The organism is Streptococcus sp. 20925_1_22 (genome assembly GCF_041431685.1).
Lineage (GTDB): Bacteria > Bacillota > Bacilli > Lactobacillales > Streptococcaceae > Streptococcus.
Map to the genome: position 1 here is coordinate 37,427 of NZ_JAPVYE010000002.1, position 14,081 is coordinate 51,507.

The window sequence follows — 14,081 nt, forward strand, 5'->3', positions numbered from 1 at the left end:
ACATTGTTATGATACAATGGTGGCAAATTTTACTACTCACTTTGTACTCAGCTTATCAAATCTGTGATGAGTTGACCATCGTTTCTTCAGCAGGATCCCCTGTATTTGCTGGTTTCATTACTGGCTTGATTATGGGTGATTTGACGACCGGTTTGTTTATCGGTGGTAGCCTGCAATTGTTTGTTCTTGGTGTAGGAACATTTGGTGGAGCTTCTCGTATTGACGCAACATCAGGTGCCGTTTTGGCGACAGCCTTCTCCGTAGCACAAGGCATTAAGCCAGAGTTGGCCATTGCGACAATCGCAGTACCGGTAGCAACTTTGCTGACCTACTTCGATATCTTAGGTCGTATGACAACGACTTATTTCGCACACCGTGTGGATGCAGCCATTGAACGCTTCGACTATAAAGGTATTGAACGTAACTATCTCTTAGGTGCCCTTCCTTGGGCTCTGTCTCGTGCCCTCCCAGTCTTTCTGGCTCTGGCATTTGGTGGAGCATTTGTACAAGCGATAGTAGATGGTGTTGCTGGTGTGAAATGGCTGGCTGCAGGTTTGACACTGGCAGGTCGTATGCTTCCAGGACTCGGGTTTGCTATCTTGCTTCGTTACCTTCCAGTTAAACGTAATCTTCACTACTTAGCTCTTGGTTTTGGCTTGACTGCTATGCTGACTGTTCTTTACTCAAATATTCAAACTTTGGGTGGGGCTGTATCTAGTATTGTTGGAACTCTTCCAAAAGATGCTGCGATCACATTTGCCAACAACTTCAAAGGCTTGTCTATGATTGGTGTAGCTATCTTTGGTATCTTCCTTGCAGTACAGCATTTCAAATACAGCCAAAGAACAGTAGTTGCTGCTCCAGCTGCTAGCACAAAATCAGAAAGTGAGGAAATTGAAGATGACGAACTCTAATTATAAATTAACAAAAGAAGATTTTAAACAAATTAACAAACGCAGCTTGTTCACTTTCCAATTAGGCTGGAACTACGAGCGGATGCAAGGTTCTGGCTATCTCTACATGCTCTTGCCTCAGCTGCGCAAAATGTACGGAGATGGCACGCCAGAATTGAAAGAAATGATGAAATTGCATACGCAATTCTTCAATACCTCACCTTTCTTCCACACCATTATTGCAGGTTTTGACCTAGCTATGGAAGAAAAAGACGGGGTTAAATCAAAAGATGCGGTCAACGGTATCAAGACAGGTCTTATGGGACCATTTGCTCCTCTTGGAGACTCCATCTTTGGCTCACTTGTACCAGCTATCATGGGATCTATCGCTGCTACCATGGCTATAGCAGGTCAGCCTTGGGGAATTTTCCTTTGGATTGCTGTAGCAGTTGCTTATGACATTTTCCGTTGGAAACAGTTAGAATTCGCCTACAAAGAAGGGGTCAATCTCATCACCAACATGCAAAGCACTTTGACAGCTCTTGTTGAAGCGGCTTCTGTACTGGGTATCTTCATGGTGGGTGGTTTGATTGCTACTATGATCAACTTTGAAGTATCTTGGGTATGGAACATCGGTAAAAAAGCGATTGATTTCCAAGACATGATGAATCTGATTTTCCCACGTTTGATTCCAGCAGTCTTTACAGGCTTTATCTTCTGGCTCTTGGGCAAGAAAGGAATGAACTCTACCAAGGCTATCTTCATTATCATTATCATGGCAGTAAGCTTCTCTGCTATCGGCTACTTCCTGCTAGGACAAGTACCAGAGTAATGGAGTGATTTATGAGTAAGAAATTAGTTTTAGTCAGCCACGGTCGCTTTTGTGAAGAGCTGAAAACGACTACGGAAATGATTATGGGGCCTCAGGAGGATATCCATGCAGTAGCCCTGCTTCCGGAGGAAGGTCCAGAAGACTTCGCAGCTAAATTCTTAGAGACAGTCAAAGATTTTGAGGATTACTTGGTCTTTGCGGATCTCTTGGGGGGCACTCCTTGTAATGTAGTCAGCCGCTTCATTATGGAGGGACAGGATATCGAGCTTTATGCGGGGGTCAATCTGCCCATGGTCATTGAGTTTATTAACGCTTCTTTGACAGGAGCAGAAGTCAGCTATCCATCCAAGGCAGCAGAGAATATTGTTAAGGTTAATGATGTTCTGGCTGGCCTAATGGATGATGAAGATGAATAGAAGCTTGAACAATCACTTCTAGTTGGGTGAATTACTTGCGCTGTCAGCGGATGGGAGACTGCTGATAGGTAAGGATTGACCACTGTGGTTGATTCAAGCATATTGGTCTAAGAGGAATTAGGGAGATGCCTCTTAGACTAGAGAAATGGATGGTTCAGCATTGCAAAATGCAGTCGCTGTCTGGTTTGAAAAAGCTTGTTAAAAGTATATTTCAAGTCTAGCCATCGTTGCGGGGGTGGGACAGCAAGCCGAAAATCTTTGATTTTCTGGACTCTGTCTCGCTCCCCCTTTTTTCAAATGATGGAAAGGAATGAGAAAGAGAATGTTAGATTATTCACAGGAAGAATTGCAGCGTCTGGGGGCTGACATCACAACGAGAGAAATCTATCAGCAGCCTGAGGTTTGGCAGGAAGCCTTTGACAGTTACAAGGCTCAGGCCGCAGCTATCGCTGCTTTTCTGAAAGAAATCGAGGACAAACATGACTACATCAAGGTCATTTTTGCCGGAGCAGGCTCATCAGCCTATGTCGGAGATACCTTGACGCCTTATTTCAGGCAGATTTATGATGAGCGCAAATGGAATTTCAACGCTATTGCGACGACAGATATCGTTGCCAATCCCTTGGTGCATCTGAAGAGAGAAGTGCCGACAGTGCTGGTTTCCTTTGCCCGCAGTGGAAATTCCCCAGAAAGTGTAGCGACTGTGGACTTGGCCAAGCAGCTGGTAGATGACTTGTATCAGATTACCATTACTTGTGCTGCCCAAGGCAAGCTAGCCCAGCAGGCCCAAGGTGATGAGAAGAATCTCTTGCTCCTGCAGCCAGAAGCTTCTAATGATGCTGGGTTTGCCATGACTTCTAGCTTCAGCTCTATGATGCTGACGGCTCTTTTGGTCTTTGACCGGGTTGAACTGGCCCAGAAGGAAGCCAAGGTTGCGGCTCTGCTTCAGCTCAGTCAGGATGTTTTAGGACGTGTTGCAGATGTGCAGCAGCTGGTTGATTTGGATTTCAGTCGGGTCATTTATCTGGGGGCAGGGCCTTTCTTTGGTCTGGCGCATGAAGCCCAGCTTAAGATTTTAGAGCTGACAGCCGGCCAAATTGCGACCATGTACGAAAGTCCAGTCGGTTTCCGGCATGGACCTAAGTCGCTGATTAACCAAGACACAGTCGTTCTGGTCTTTGGTTCGGCAGATGCCTATACCAAGGCTTATGATTTGGACTTGGTGCGGGAAGTGGCTGGTGACGGGATTGTCCGCAGACTGGTCTTGCTGACTGACCGGGAGGAGCAGTTGGAAGGAGTCGAGCAAGTAGTGCTAAGTACCCAAGAGCCTCTGGGAGATAGCTATCGCATCTTCCCTTACATCGTTTACGCTCAGCTCTTTGCTCTCCTGTCCTCGCTCAAGGTTAAGAACCGTCCAGATACACCGTCTCCGACAGGAACGGTCAATCGTGTAGTACAGGGCGTTATCATTCACTCTCTTGGACAGTAAGAAAAGGAAAAGTTATGGAGAAATTACAAATCAGTCACAAAAAGGTAAGCCATCTAAAAAAACTATCAGACGAGCAGGGGATTATCGGAGCTTTGGCCATTGACCAGCGTGGATCGCTCAAGAAAATGCTGGCCAGCGGAGAAGATACACCTTCTGGTGATCAAGCCCTAGTTCAGTTTAAAGAATTAATCTCTAGTCAGCTGACGCCCTATGCCAGCTCTATCCTGCTGGATCCAGAGTTCGGTCTGCCGGCAGCCGAGCTGCGGTATGCTTCCTGCGGTCTGATAGTGGCCTACGAGAAGACCGGCTATGATGCGACAGCCGAGGGCCGCCTGCCGGACTTGCTGCCAAACTGGTCAGCTAGTCGCATCCGAGACATGGGCGCAGATGCCGTCAAGGTCTTGATTTACTATGATGTGGACGATAAGCCAGAAATCAACGACATCAAGCAGGCCTGGGTTGAGCGCGTGGGTAGCGAATGTTTGGCTGAGGACATTCCTTATTTTCTGGAGATTCTGGCCTATGATGCTAAGAGTGACAGTGTCTTGGATGCTAACTATGCCAAGCTTAAGCCGCATAAGGTCAACGAGGCAGTCAAGCTCTTTTCAAATCCCCGTTATCATGTAGATGTCTTAAAGGTTGAAGTGCCAGTCAATATGAACTTTGTCGAGGGTTTCACCAAAGAAGGAGTTGAGCCAGTCTACAGCGTGACGGAAGCCCGAGCTTTCTTTAAAGAACAGTCAGATGCGACGCACTTGCCTTTCATCTTCCTCAGCGCTGGTGTCAGTGCCGAGCTTTTTCAAGAAACGCTACGGCTAGCCCATGAAGCGGGCTCACAGTTTAACGGAGTTCTGTGCGGACGGGCTACCTGGAAGGATGCAGTCTCAGTCTTTGCCCAAGAGGGAGCTGCAGCAGCTCAAGAGTGGCTGGACGAGACAGGCCGTCAGAATATCGAGGATCTTAATCAAGTCTTGCGCCAAACAGCGGTGTCTTGGGTGGACAAGCTTGACCTGCCTTTTGAAGACAGGACTTGGGAAGTTCGTGATTTTTAACAGGATAGATAAAAGAGGTTTGGTATGAAATCTTACCGAGAATCCATTTTTGGAAAGCTGAGCGGTCAGGAGATTCTGGCTTATACTTTTGAAAACGATCGAGGCTATCGTCTGACAGTCATGAACTACGGAGCAACCGTCATCCAGTATGTCACTCCTGATAAAAATAATCACTTTGACAATATCGTCGTCGGGTTTAATCGGTTTGAGGATTATATTGGGAACAGTCCCAAGCACGGAGCCAGTATTGGTCCAGTTGCTGGACGTATTGCCGGAGCAACTTTTGAACTGAATGGTCAGACCTTTCAGCTAGAGGCGAATAATGGCCTAAACTGCAACCATAGTGGATCAAGCGGCTGGGATAGTAGCGTTTTTGAGGTTGAGGAAGTCAGTAATGACGGGCTCACCTTTTATACAGAGCGGACTGACGGAACTGGCGGCTTTCCGGGCAATCTGAAAATCTGGGTTTCCTATACCCTGACAGAGAAGGGCAAGCTGGAAATTTCTTATCAGGTCCAGACAGATCAGGATACCTTGGTCAATCCGACCAACCACAGCTACTTCAACCTGTCTGGTCGTTTCAATCAGCCCATTGATGACCATATCCTGCAGCTCAATACTGGTGGTGTCTATCCTATCGCAGCTGACGGCCTTCCTGAAAAAAAGGCTGATGCAGAGCGTGACTTTGTCAAGAAGCTGGCCAAGGGCGCTTCCCTTAAAGAAATTTTTGCTGCGACCGATGAGCAAATTCATCTGGTATCTGGCTTGGATCATCCTTTTGCGCTAAACCCAATCCGAGACCAGGCAGGGACGCTCTATCATCCAGCATCGGGCCGCCGCCTGACTATTGAGACTCAGGCGCCCTGCTTAGTGATTTATTCAGCGAATTGCGTAGATGATTCGGTTCAATTTGACGGACAGCCTATGATTCAGCATAATGGCTTGGCTTTGGAAGCCCAGGCACTGCCGGATGCCATTCACAGCAGCCAGCAGTCAGATGTCATTCTCAAGGCCGGTCAGATTTTCACCAGCAGGACAGTGTATTTTGCTGATGTAAAAGCAACTTTATAAAGAAACAATCGCGAAAGAGCACAGAAAAACGGCAGTACCTCCTTCTGCCGTTTTTCTTTGTACAGTTTTTAGAGACTATGTTTTCATAAGTGGCTAATCTTAAGAAAGGAAAAAGCCTCCACAATCAAAAGCAAAATTTTTTTGCTAACTGAATTTTACTTTAAGTTTTTCTTAAGCTAAGGGCAGTATACTATGAGTATCAAATGAAGCCCCCTAACTTTGTTTGATAATCCTAAACTTTTTCATAATAATCTCCCATAAAGGCCACCCAATCCGGTGGTCTTTTTTTGCTCAAATTTTAGAATAAGACAGGAAGTTTATCGGATTGTAACTCAAATGTTAAATTTTAAAGGATACGTTATACAAAGTTAAGGTTTCTTTAAGTTAGGGCCAGTATACTATGAGTATCAAATGAAGACCTCCTAACTTTATTTGATAGAAATCCTAAACTTTTTCATAATAATCTCCCATAAAGGCCACCCAATCCGGTGGTCTTTTTTTGTGTTCAGACGTGGATTAGATTTGCTTCCTCTGCCTTATTTTCTGCTATAATAGTTCTATGAGTAGAATTTTAGACAATGAATTAATGGGTGATGAGGAATTGGTGGAGCGCACCTTGCGTCCCCAGTATTTGCAGGAGTATATCGGCCAGGACAAGGTCAAGGACCAACTGAAGATTTTTATTGAAGCGGCCAAGCTGAGGGATGAGGCGCTGGACCATACCCTGCTTTTTGGTCCCCCAGGTCTAGGAAAGACGACCATGGCCTTTGTCATTGCCAATGAACTAGGTGTAAATCTCAAGCAGACTTCAGGTCCGGTGATTGAGAAGTCTGGTGATTTGGTTGCGATCTTAAATGACCTTGAGCCGGGTGATGTCCTCTTTATAGATGAGATTCACCGCTTGCCAATGGCAGTAGAGGAAGTGCTGTACAGCGCTATGGAAGACTTTTACATCGACATTATGATTGGCTCAGGCGAGACCAGTCGCAGTGTCCATCTGGATTTGCCGCCTTTCACTCTGATTGGGGCGACCACTCGGGCAGGCATGCTGTCCAATCCTCTGCGGGCTCGCTTTGGAATTACTGGTCACATGGAGTATTATGAAGCTGGCGACTTGACGGAAATCGTCGAGCGGACGGCAGAGATTTTTGAGATGGATGTTACCCACGAGGCTGCGAAGGAGCTTGCTCTGCGTAGCCGAGGCACACCGCGGATTGCCAATCGTTTGCTCAAGCGGGTCCGGGACTACGCGCAGATTATGGGCAATGGCCTGATTGATGATAAGATAACCGACCAAGCTCTCTCCATGCTGGATGTGGACCAAGAAGGGCTGGACTATGTGGACCAGAAGATTTTGAAGACTATGATTGAGGTCTACGGTGGCGGTCCGGTAGGGCTGGGAACCCTCTCGGTCAATATTGCTGAGGAGCGTGAAACAGTAGAGGACATGTATGAACCTTACCTGATTCAGAAAGGCTTTGTCATGCGAACTCGGACTGGGCGCGTGGCTACCCGTAAAGCCTATGAGCATTTAGGATATGAGTATATGAAGGAATGACGGAAACGTTGTTTCTTTTTTCATACGTCAGAACAATATATCGTAGAATTATTGGCTCTAAAGAACATTATTCTATTATACTTTGCTTTAAAAATTATAGTATAATAAAGCTAAAGGAGAAAAAATCTTATGGCAAAATCTAGATATATGAGCAGATTCAAATGGCTCATTGTTATTGTATTATTGACTATCATTACTGTAGGAGTTATTTATATGTTTACCTTGAACAAAAAATCGGAAGAAGAGCGTCGCAACAGAGAGTATGAAGTCAGTCTAGTAAAGGCTTTGAAGAATTCTTATGAGGGAATTGAGGAAATTTATATTTCGAATCCATCATATACCTCAATTCCTTCAGAAGCGTGGGGGGCAGATGTGAAGCTCAAATTTTTTGATGGGACGTTAAAGGAACACGTTTTAGCTTTTGATAAAAATGTTAAAAAAATTAGAATAGGTGTATATAATAATGAAGATGAAGAATTTCAACATTTTTTAGAGTCTAGGAGAGGTTTAACTAAATCAAAAGTGAAAGTTAGATATTCGGATGGGTCAGAGGAGGAGCAGTGATGACTACATACATGTATACAGATAAGCAACTCAATGAATTAAACCAAGGCCCGAATGTTTATAGTGTTAATCCAGAGTACGCACAGCGTAAAGAAAATAGAACAAACATTGTCTCTGCTAAACCAGATAGTGAATTGAAAAAAGGCGAAACCAACACTATTACGACTTCAGACGGTCAGGAATTTCGTGTTATTGCGACTAAGGTGGATTCTAAGACTGGTTTTGATGGCATGGCTGTTGCGCCAATTGTTAACGGACTGCCTGACTATAAGAGTGTGGCTGTAATTTCGGCAGGAACGGATCCTAAAAGTCCAGTTAACAAGTTGGGTCCGCTTACGCGTGATGCCGCTGGTGCAGTTGAAGCCAGACAAACATACTTATCTCCTCAATATAAGGTAGCGGATCAATTTGTCAAAGAGATTATGGATAATCCTCAGTATGAAGTAAGTAAATTATCTGGTTATTCTCAAGGAGCATACATGCTTAAATTGGGGGCAAAGTATCATATTCCAACAACCACTTTTAATGCTTGGTTTAAATATGGAGCTTTGACTGAGGAAGAAAAACAGTTTCTGGAAAAGAACTCTGCTATGTTTGTGGATTACCGTAGAAAGAATGACGATGTAGTCCGCTATAATGATTTTAATCATCCTGAATGGTTTACTAGTCAAAATGATATATCAAATTCTATTCCCAAAACTATATATTGGATAGATGGAACTAGTCATAGAATTGATGAATGGATATTTGACCCTGTAACTGGACAGGTGATTGATAGCAAGGTAGGTAGACCTTTAGTCAGCGGGCTCTATAAAGCTTATGCTGATAGCTTGAGTAGAATGCAGCGTTATAAGGAATTAAAAACGAGGTGGGCTTCCAATCGTATTAGTGGAGCAGAACAGATTTATCTGGATGCTGTACAGGGACAGATTTTGTCTTCTAGTATGATGAACGCAGCGCGTATTGGAGCGGAAGAGTTATTGAAATTATCTGAAGAGGCAAATAATCAAGTAGCGAATCTCTGGTCCAAAATTGACTTTACTAACTATACAGAACTGTCCATTGAAGAAGTAGAAGCTATCTATGCTAGTCAAGGTGTTACAAAAGACCAATATGTAGATGGCTTTCAGAGTGAAACCAATCATCAAGTTGCTAAAATGGCTGATTCAGCGACAGCTTTTGAGCGACTAAACGGGCAGCTTCAGGAAGCTATTGAAAAAGTACTGGCAACAGATGCAGGATTGGCGGAGGAATTTAAACGATGGAAAGAAGAGATGTAACTTGGGAAGATGTAAACAGAAAAGAACGAGAATTGACTGAGTTTGAAGATAAATATCGTCATGAAAAAAAGTTATTTGAGAGGAATGAGAAAGAACTTTATGACCGCTTCAGGGAATTCGGGAATTTAGTAGATGAGGAGATAGAGAAAATGACTTATGTTTTGGAGAGGTTTTCGGTTTCTTCCGAGGATATGCAGGACTATTTCTTTAACATGGAAAATCTAATGTTGGAATCCCAAACTGTTTATAATCAACAAACTATAAAATTAGATGAAAAACAACTCGAATGCGAAAAAGCTTTCCGAAAGAACAGGGATAAGCTAGAAGAAGAATATTATCAGATGAGGAAGAGATATGAGAGCTCCAATAAATGAATATTATACAGACAAGGAATATGAATTTGCTTTGAAAGAGATGCGAAGGATAATGGAACGCAAGCGTGCATTAGCAGAAGCTCAGGCTGCGCAGAAAGCTCGTGAAAAAGTGAAGAAAGAATTTCAGACTAGAGCTAAGCAAATTGCCCTTGAGACAAAGACAACTATTACCAATATCAGTAGTCAGATGGATACGGCTATCCGGGGTAATATCCTAAAAAGATTAGAAATGTATGTTCCCAATATGCTAGTAAAATATGATGATATAGGTAAGTGATAAAGTGAAGGGGGATACTAATATCCAACATGAAACGAAAATGGAACAGATTGCCTTAAATCAACTAGGTCAGGATCCAGACATCCGAGCGATTTTGGAAATTATTCGCAGTCTGGAGCTCAAGGATTCTTGGTTAGCGGCTGGATGTGTGAGGAATTTTATCTGGAATATGCTGTCAGAGCGACCAGGTTTTGACTCAGAGACGGATGTAGATGTCATTTTCTTTGATCCGACTTATGCTGAGGCAGAGACGATAGAGCTGGAAGCCAAACTCAAGGCAGACTGGCCACAGTATCGATGGGAGCTCAGAAATCAAGCCTATATGCACCGCCATAGTCCTGGAACGGCTCCTTATAAAAATGCTTGCGAAGCCATGAGTAAGTATCCTGAGCGCTGCACTGCTATCGGCCTGCGTTTGCTGGAAAATGACAAACTGGAACTTTTTGCTCCCTATGGTTTGGAGGATATCTTAAACTTTCAGGTCAGACCGACTTCTCATTTTCTTGAAAATAAGGAGCGCCAGCATGTGTATGTTGAGCGCTTGGCTAAGAAGAATTGGCAGAAACGCTGGCCGCAGTTGGAATACCACTATCCTAATAAATAAGCAAAGATTAAGAGTAAAATGTTTAAGTTATTTTAAGGAAGTTTAAAAATCTTATGGCAAAATCTAGATATATGAGCAGATTCAAATGGCTCATTGTTATTGTATTGTTGACTATCATCACTGTAGGAGGGATTTATATGTTTACCTTGAACAAAAACTCCGAAGAAGAGCGCCACAATAGAGAGTATGAAGTCAGTCTAGTAAAGGCTTTGAAGAATTCTTATGAAGGTCTTGAGGAAATTGAGATAACAGAACCCTACTATAATGATAAACCAGGTTCTTGGTCTTGTGATGTAAAAATACGATTTAATAATGGAGAAAAAATAATTTATGGAATAAATCATAAATTGTATAGTAAAGAAAATCATGATGGACTAATGAAAGGAAAGACAGATGAAGAAATTGATCAGCAATGGAAGATGCTTCAAAGTCATAGGGGGAAAACTTCATCCAAAATATTAGTTATCTATTCTAATAGCGAGAGAGGAGAAGTGTAATGTCGTTTGATTATACAGATTAACATTGAATAGTCTGGGTCAGAATTATGCTGTCTATAGTATGAATAAAGACTTTTTAGATCGGAATAAACAGAAATTAGTGACGTCTAATCCAAAGGATAATAACGAAACCAACACCATTACAACTTCAGACGGTCAGGCATTTCACTATCCTAATAAATAAGTAAAAATTAAGAGTAAAATGTTTAAGTTATTTTAAGGAAGTTTTAAGGAATGGATATTATACTATAACCAAGTTAAGAAATTAACTTAACTCCTAAAACTTTTTTCTTTTTAAAAAATAATCTCCCTACAAAAAGCCACCAAACGGTGGTTTTTTGCTATTTTCAGACATGAGAGGGGCAGGGCTTGCCCGTTTTCAACGAGAATCAGGAAACTGTAAACGATTCAGGGCTAGTTTTTGCCATTATTTTGTTATAATAGATAGCGAGGTATTCTATGAAGAAAATTGTATTTGTATGTTTGGGCAATATCTGCCGCAGTCCGATGGCAGAGTTTGTCATGAAGAGTTTAACAGACCAACTGAAAATCGAGAGCCGGGCAACTTCAAGCTGGGAGCAAGGCAATCCCATTCATCGGGGAACACAGGCTATTTTTAAGAAATATGCCATTTCTTATGATAGGAACAAGACTTCTCAGCAGATTTCGACAGCGGATTTTGCGGATTTTGACTACGTCATTGGTATGGATGAAAGCAATGTCCGAGATTTGAAGCGGCTGGCGCCTGAGGATTTTCAGCATAAAATTTATCAGTTTGAAGAAGAAAGTGTACCAGATCCTTGGTACACAGGAGATTTTGACCAAACCTATGATTTGGTCTTGGCTGGCTGCAAGAAGTGGCTAGAGCGTTTGGATGGATAGGAATATGGATAAAGTAAAAGAATTTTACGATAAATACAAGGTCTATCTGACCCGGCAGAATTTAGAACTCTTGGCTGTCACGGTCATTGTACTGTCAGCTATTCTGGTCTTTACTTCGGGGATTCCTGGTAAGGGCGTTTTAACGCTGGATCAGGGGAAAATCAAGTATGACGGAACCTTGGTTCGCGGGAAGATGAACGGTCAGGGGACGATGACTTTTCAAAATGGGGACAGTTATAGCGGTCAATTTCGCAATGGCATCTTTGACGGAAAAGGAACCTTTACCTCGCAGGCTGGCTGGAAATATGAAGGGGACTTCAGCAAGGGTCAGGCTGATGGACAAGGGAAGCTAACGACAGAAGGCAATGTCGTTTATGAAGGAACGTTTAAACAAGGAATTTATCAAAATGCGCATTAAATGGTTTTCGCTCGTCAGAATCACGGGGCTGCTTCTAGTTCTGCTTTATCATTACTTCCAGGGCGTTTTCCCTGGCGGTTTTATTGGTGTGGATATCTTCTTTACCTTTTCTGGCTTCTTGATTACCGCTCTGCTTATTGACGAGTTTGCCAAGAAGAAAGAAATCGATATCCAAGGCTTTTTCAAACGGCGTTTTTATCGGATTGTACCACCTCTGGTCTTTATGATTTTGGTCGTTATGCCCTTTACTCTCTTGATACGTAAGGATTTTGTGGCTGGGATTGGGACGCAGATTGCGGCTGCTTTGGGCTTTGTGACCAACTTTTATGAAATGCTATCTGGCGGCAATTATGAGAGTCAGTTTGTGCCACACATCCTGATTCATACTTGGAGTCTGGCTTTAGAAGTTCACTATTATGTTCTTTGGGGCTTGGCTGCTTGGGGCTTGGGCAAGGTTGCTAAGTCAACGGCCCGCTATCGCGGTATGATTGCGCTGGTTTCTGTAGGTCTCTTTTTGGTCAGCTTTGTATCAATGTTTGCTGGCGCTTTGACCACTAAGAATTACTCTGACATTTATTTTTCAAGTTTGACCCACGTCTTTCCTTTCTTTGCAGGAAGCATCTTGGCTACTTTGTCTGGTGTCGGCCATGTCAGCAGTCGCTTTAAGATGCTGGAGCAAAAGCTGGCTCTCAAGCAAGTGCTAGGAATTATGGGGAGCAGCGCAGCTATTTTGCTTTTGCTCAGCTTCCTGCTTAAGTTTGACAACCTTTGGACCTACCTGGTAGGATTCTTGATTTCGACTACCTTGGCCTGTCTGATGATTTTGGCAGCTAGGATGTTGCATGACAAGCTCCCTGATGTGAAGGAGCCTAGTGTTATCAACTTTATCGCAGATACCAGCTATGGAGTTTATCTCTTCCACTGGCCATTCTATATTATCTTCACCCAGCTGATGAGTAACGGCTTGGCTGTTCTCTTGACGACGCTGCTGTCTCTTACTTTTGCAGCTTTGTCTTTCTACATCTTGGAGCCAACTCTTGCTGGTCGCCAGCCAGTTATCATGGGAACCAAGATGGACCTATCGTCTCTTACCAGACCAATTTTTTACAGTATGATTCCACTGACTTTAATCATGTTCTTTATCTCGGTGACAGCACCAAAGGTAGGAGCTTTTGAGGAAAGTTTGATTGTCAACGCTCTGAATCAAGCAGACACTAAGATGCAGACAACTCGCAGTCAGGTTGATCAGTCCAAGGCGACTGAGTACAATGTGGCGGACGGGATTACTATGATTGGCGACTCGGTTGCCCTGCGCTCTAGCGATCAATTGCAGCAGATCTTGCCAGGAATCGAGCTAGACACTGTCGTTAGTCGCAGTCTGAGCACAGGCTTGGAGGTCTATAAGACAGATATTGCTAATAGAGTGCTGAAGAAGCAGGTTGTCCTGGCTCTTGGAACCAATTCGTCCGGTTACTCGAATGAACTTTTGGATGAGTATGTTTCCAGCCTGCCTAAGGGGCATCAGCTGATTCTCGTGACCCCTTATGACGGTCGCTCAGAGGGCGGTATTTTAGCCCAGCAGCGGGAGTATGAGCTGGAATTAGCCAAGAAGTACGACTATGTATTTGTGGCTGACTGGCATCAAACTGCTATCGAAAATCCGCAGATTTGGGAAGGGACAGACTATGTCCACTTTGGCTCGAACTCAGAGTCCATCATTGAGGGAGGAACTCTCTATGCCAATACCATTAAGCAAGCCATAGATGAAGCAAATTCTGGCAATGTGAAACCATAAATAATCAGCTCGGTTCATCCGAGCTTTTTATATCTAAACAAAGAAAGCGCTTTCATATATTATGTGAAAACAAAAGTAT

At 43.4% G+C, this 14,081-nt stretch carries 16 protein-coding genes; all 16 read left to right on the plus strand.

What is annotated here, in order from left to right; all coding sequences use genetic code 11:
* Window positions 1–8: 8 nt before the first annotated feature.
* The 16 genes from O3621_RS02650 (at window position 9) to O3621_RS02725 (ending at window position 14,002) form a co-directional block, all read left to right on the plus strand.
* A complete protein-coding gene (locus O3621_RS02650) occupies window positions 9–914 on the plus strand; it encodes a PTS mannose/fructose/sorbose/N-acetylgalactosamine transporter subunit IIC (RefSeq protein ID WP_223323771.1) in 906 nt (301 codons plus the stop codon).
* Window positions 901–1,725 (plus strand): PTS system mannose/fructose/sorbose family transporter subunit IID, encoded by an 825-nt coding sequence (locus O3621_RS02655; protein WP_002907685.1) that lies wholly within the window; start codon window positions 901–903, stop codon window positions 1,723–1,725. Before O3621_RS02650 ends, O3621_RS02655 begins: the two co-directional genes overlap by 14 nt.
* A gap of 11 nt (window positions 1,726–1,736) precedes the next feature.
* Window positions 1,737–2,141 (plus strand): PTS sugar transporter subunit IIA, encoded by a 405-nt coding sequence (locus tag O3621_RS02660; protein ID WP_002894390.1) that lies wholly within the window; start codon window positions 1,737–1,739, stop codon window positions 2,139–2,141.
* Window positions 2,142–2,451: 310 nt separating this feature from the next.
* Window positions 2,452–3,630: an SIS domain-containing protein gene (locus tag O3621_RS02665; protein ID WP_125337545.1), complete on the plus strand. Its 1,179-nt coding sequence runs from the start codon at window positions 2,452–2,454 to the stop codon at window positions 3,628–3,630.
* Between the two features lie 14 nt (window positions 3,631–3,644).
* Window positions 3,645–4,682, plus strand: coding sequence for a tagatose-bisphosphate aldolase (gene lacD, locus O3621_RS02670; RefSeq protein ID WP_314448808.1), 1,038 nt, complete (start codon window positions 3,645–3,647; stop codon window positions 4,680–4,682).
* Window positions 4,683–4,706: 24 nt separating this feature from the next.
* On the plus strand, window positions 4,707–5,753 hold the full coding sequence (locus O3621_RS02675; RefSeq protein WP_371513571.1) for an aldose epimerase family protein: 1,047 nt from the start codon (window positions 4,707–4,709) through the stop codon (window positions 5,751–5,753).
* A gap of 559 nt (window positions 5,754–6,312) precedes the next feature.
* Window positions 6,313–7,311, plus strand: coding sequence for a Holliday junction branch migration DNA helicase RuvB (gene ruvB / locus O3621_RS02680; protein ID WP_049552802.1), 999 nt, complete (start codon window positions 6,313–6,315; stop codon window positions 7,309–7,311).
* 129 nt (window positions 7,312–7,440) lie between these two features.
* Window positions 7,441–7,875, plus strand: coding sequence for a hypothetical protein (locus tag O3621_RS02685; protein ID WP_239682250.1), 435 nt, complete (start codon window positions 7,441–7,443; stop codon window positions 7,873–7,875).
* A complete protein-coding gene (locus O3621_RS02690) occupies window positions 7,875–9,155 on the plus strand; it encodes a hypothetical protein (RefSeq protein WP_049552803.1) in 1,281 nt (426 codons plus the stop codon). Before O3621_RS02685 ends, O3621_RS02690 begins: the two co-directional genes overlap by 1 nt.
* Window positions 9,137–9,529 carry a hypothetical protein gene (locus tag O3621_RS02695; protein ID WP_049552804.1) on the plus strand — a complete coding sequence of 131 codons (393 nt, stop codon included), beginning with the start codon at window positions 9,137–9,139 and terminating at the stop codon, window positions 9,527–9,529. The genes O3621_RS02690 and O3621_RS02695 overlap by 19 nt, the downstream gene beginning before the upstream one ends.
* Window positions 9,510–9,806 (plus strand): hypothetical protein, encoded by a 297-nt coding sequence (locus O3621_RS02700; RefSeq protein ID WP_049552805.1) that lies wholly within the window; start codon window positions 9,510–9,512, stop codon window positions 9,804–9,806. The genes O3621_RS02695 and O3621_RS02700 overlap by 20 nt, the downstream gene beginning before the upstream one ends.
* Window positions 9,807–9,846: 40 nt before the next feature.
* Window positions 9,847–10,410, plus strand: coding sequence for a nucleotidyltransferase family protein (locus tag O3621_RS02705; RefSeq protein WP_049552806.1), 564 nt, complete (start codon window positions 9,847–9,849; stop codon window positions 10,408–10,410).
* A gap of 53 nt (window positions 10,411–10,463) precedes the next feature.
* A complete protein-coding gene (locus O3621_RS02710) occupies window positions 10,464–10,907 on the plus strand; it encodes a hypothetical protein (RefSeq protein ID WP_049539667.1) in 444 nt (147 codons plus the stop codon).
* A 459-nt stretch (window positions 10,908–11,366) separates the two neighbouring features.
* On the plus strand, window positions 11,367–11,789 hold the full coding sequence (locus tag O3621_RS02715) for a low molecular weight protein-tyrosine-phosphatase (RefSeq protein WP_049552807.1): 423 nt from the start codon (window positions 11,367–11,369) through the stop codon (window positions 11,787–11,789).
* Window positions 11,782–12,207 (plus strand): MORN repeat-containing protein, encoded by a 426-nt coding sequence (locus O3621_RS02720; RefSeq protein ID WP_002907692.1) that lies wholly within the window; start codon window positions 11,782–11,784, stop codon window positions 12,205–12,207. The genes O3621_RS02715 and O3621_RS02720 overlap by 8 nt, the downstream gene beginning before the upstream one ends.
* Window positions 12,197–14,002: an acyltransferase family protein gene (locus O3621_RS02725; protein ID WP_371513759.1), complete on the plus strand. Its 1,806-nt coding sequence runs from the start codon at window positions 12,197–12,199 to the stop codon at window positions 14,000–14,002. The genes O3621_RS02720 and O3621_RS02725 overlap by 11 nt, the downstream gene beginning before the upstream one ends.
* Window positions 14,003–14,081: the final 79 nt, after the last annotated feature.

Coding starts and splice junctions, on each gene's coding strand:
- O3621_RS02650 (WP_223323771.1), top strand. CDS start 9: ATGATACAATGGTGGCAAATTTTACTACTCACTTTGTACTCAGCTTAT.
- O3621_RS02655 (WP_002907685.1), top strand. CDS start 901: ATGACGAACTCTAATTATAAATTAACAAAAGAAGATTTTAAACAAATT.
- O3621_RS02660 (WP_002894390.1), top strand. CDS start 1,737: ATGAGTAAGAAATTAGTTTTAGTCAGCCACGGTCGCTTTTGTGAAGAG.
- O3621_RS02665 (WP_125337545.1), top strand. CDS start 2,452: ATGAGAAAGAGAATGTTAGATTATTCACAGGAAGAATTGCAGCGTCTG.
- lacD (WP_314448808.1), top strand. CDS start 3,645: ATGGAGAAATTACAAATCAGTCACAAAAAGGTAAGCCATCTAAAAAAA.
- O3621_RS02675 (WP_371513571.1), top strand. CDS start 4,707: ATGAAATCTTACCGAGAATCCATTTTTGGAAAGCTGAGCGGTCAGGAG.
- ruvB (WP_049552802.1), top strand. CDS start 6,313: ATGAGTAGAATTTTAGACAATGAATTAATGGGTGATGAGGAATTGGTG.
- O3621_RS02685 (WP_239682250.1), top strand. CDS start 7,441: ATGGCAAAATCTAGATATATGAGCAGATTCAAATGGCTCATTGTTATT.
- O3621_RS02690 (WP_049552803.1), top strand. CDS start 7,875: ATGACTACATACATGTATACAGATAAGCAACTCAATGAATTAAACCAA.
- O3621_RS02695 (WP_049552804.1), top strand. CDS start 9,137: ATGGAAAGAAGAGATGTAACTTGGGAAGATGTAAACAGAAAAGAACGA.
- O3621_RS02700 (WP_049552805.1), top strand. CDS start 9,510: ATGAGAGCTCCAATAAATGAATATTATACAGACAAGGAATATGAATTT.
- O3621_RS02705 (WP_049552806.1), top strand. CDS start 9,847: ATGGAACAGATTGCCTTAAATCAACTAGGTCAGGATCCAGACATCCGA.
- O3621_RS02710 (WP_049539667.1), top strand. CDS start 10,464: ATGGCAAAATCTAGATATATGAGCAGATTCAAATGGCTCATTGTTATT.
- O3621_RS02715 (WP_049552807.1), top strand. CDS start 11,367: ATGAAGAAAATTGTATTTGTATGTTTGGGCAATATCTGCCGCAGTCCG.
- O3621_RS02720 (WP_002907692.1), top strand. CDS start 11,782: ATGGATAGGAATATGGATAAAGTAAAAGAATTTTACGATAAATACAAG.
- O3621_RS02725 (WP_371513759.1), top strand. CDS start 12,197: ATGCGCATTAAATGGTTTTCGCTCGTCAGAATCACGGGGCTGCTTCTA.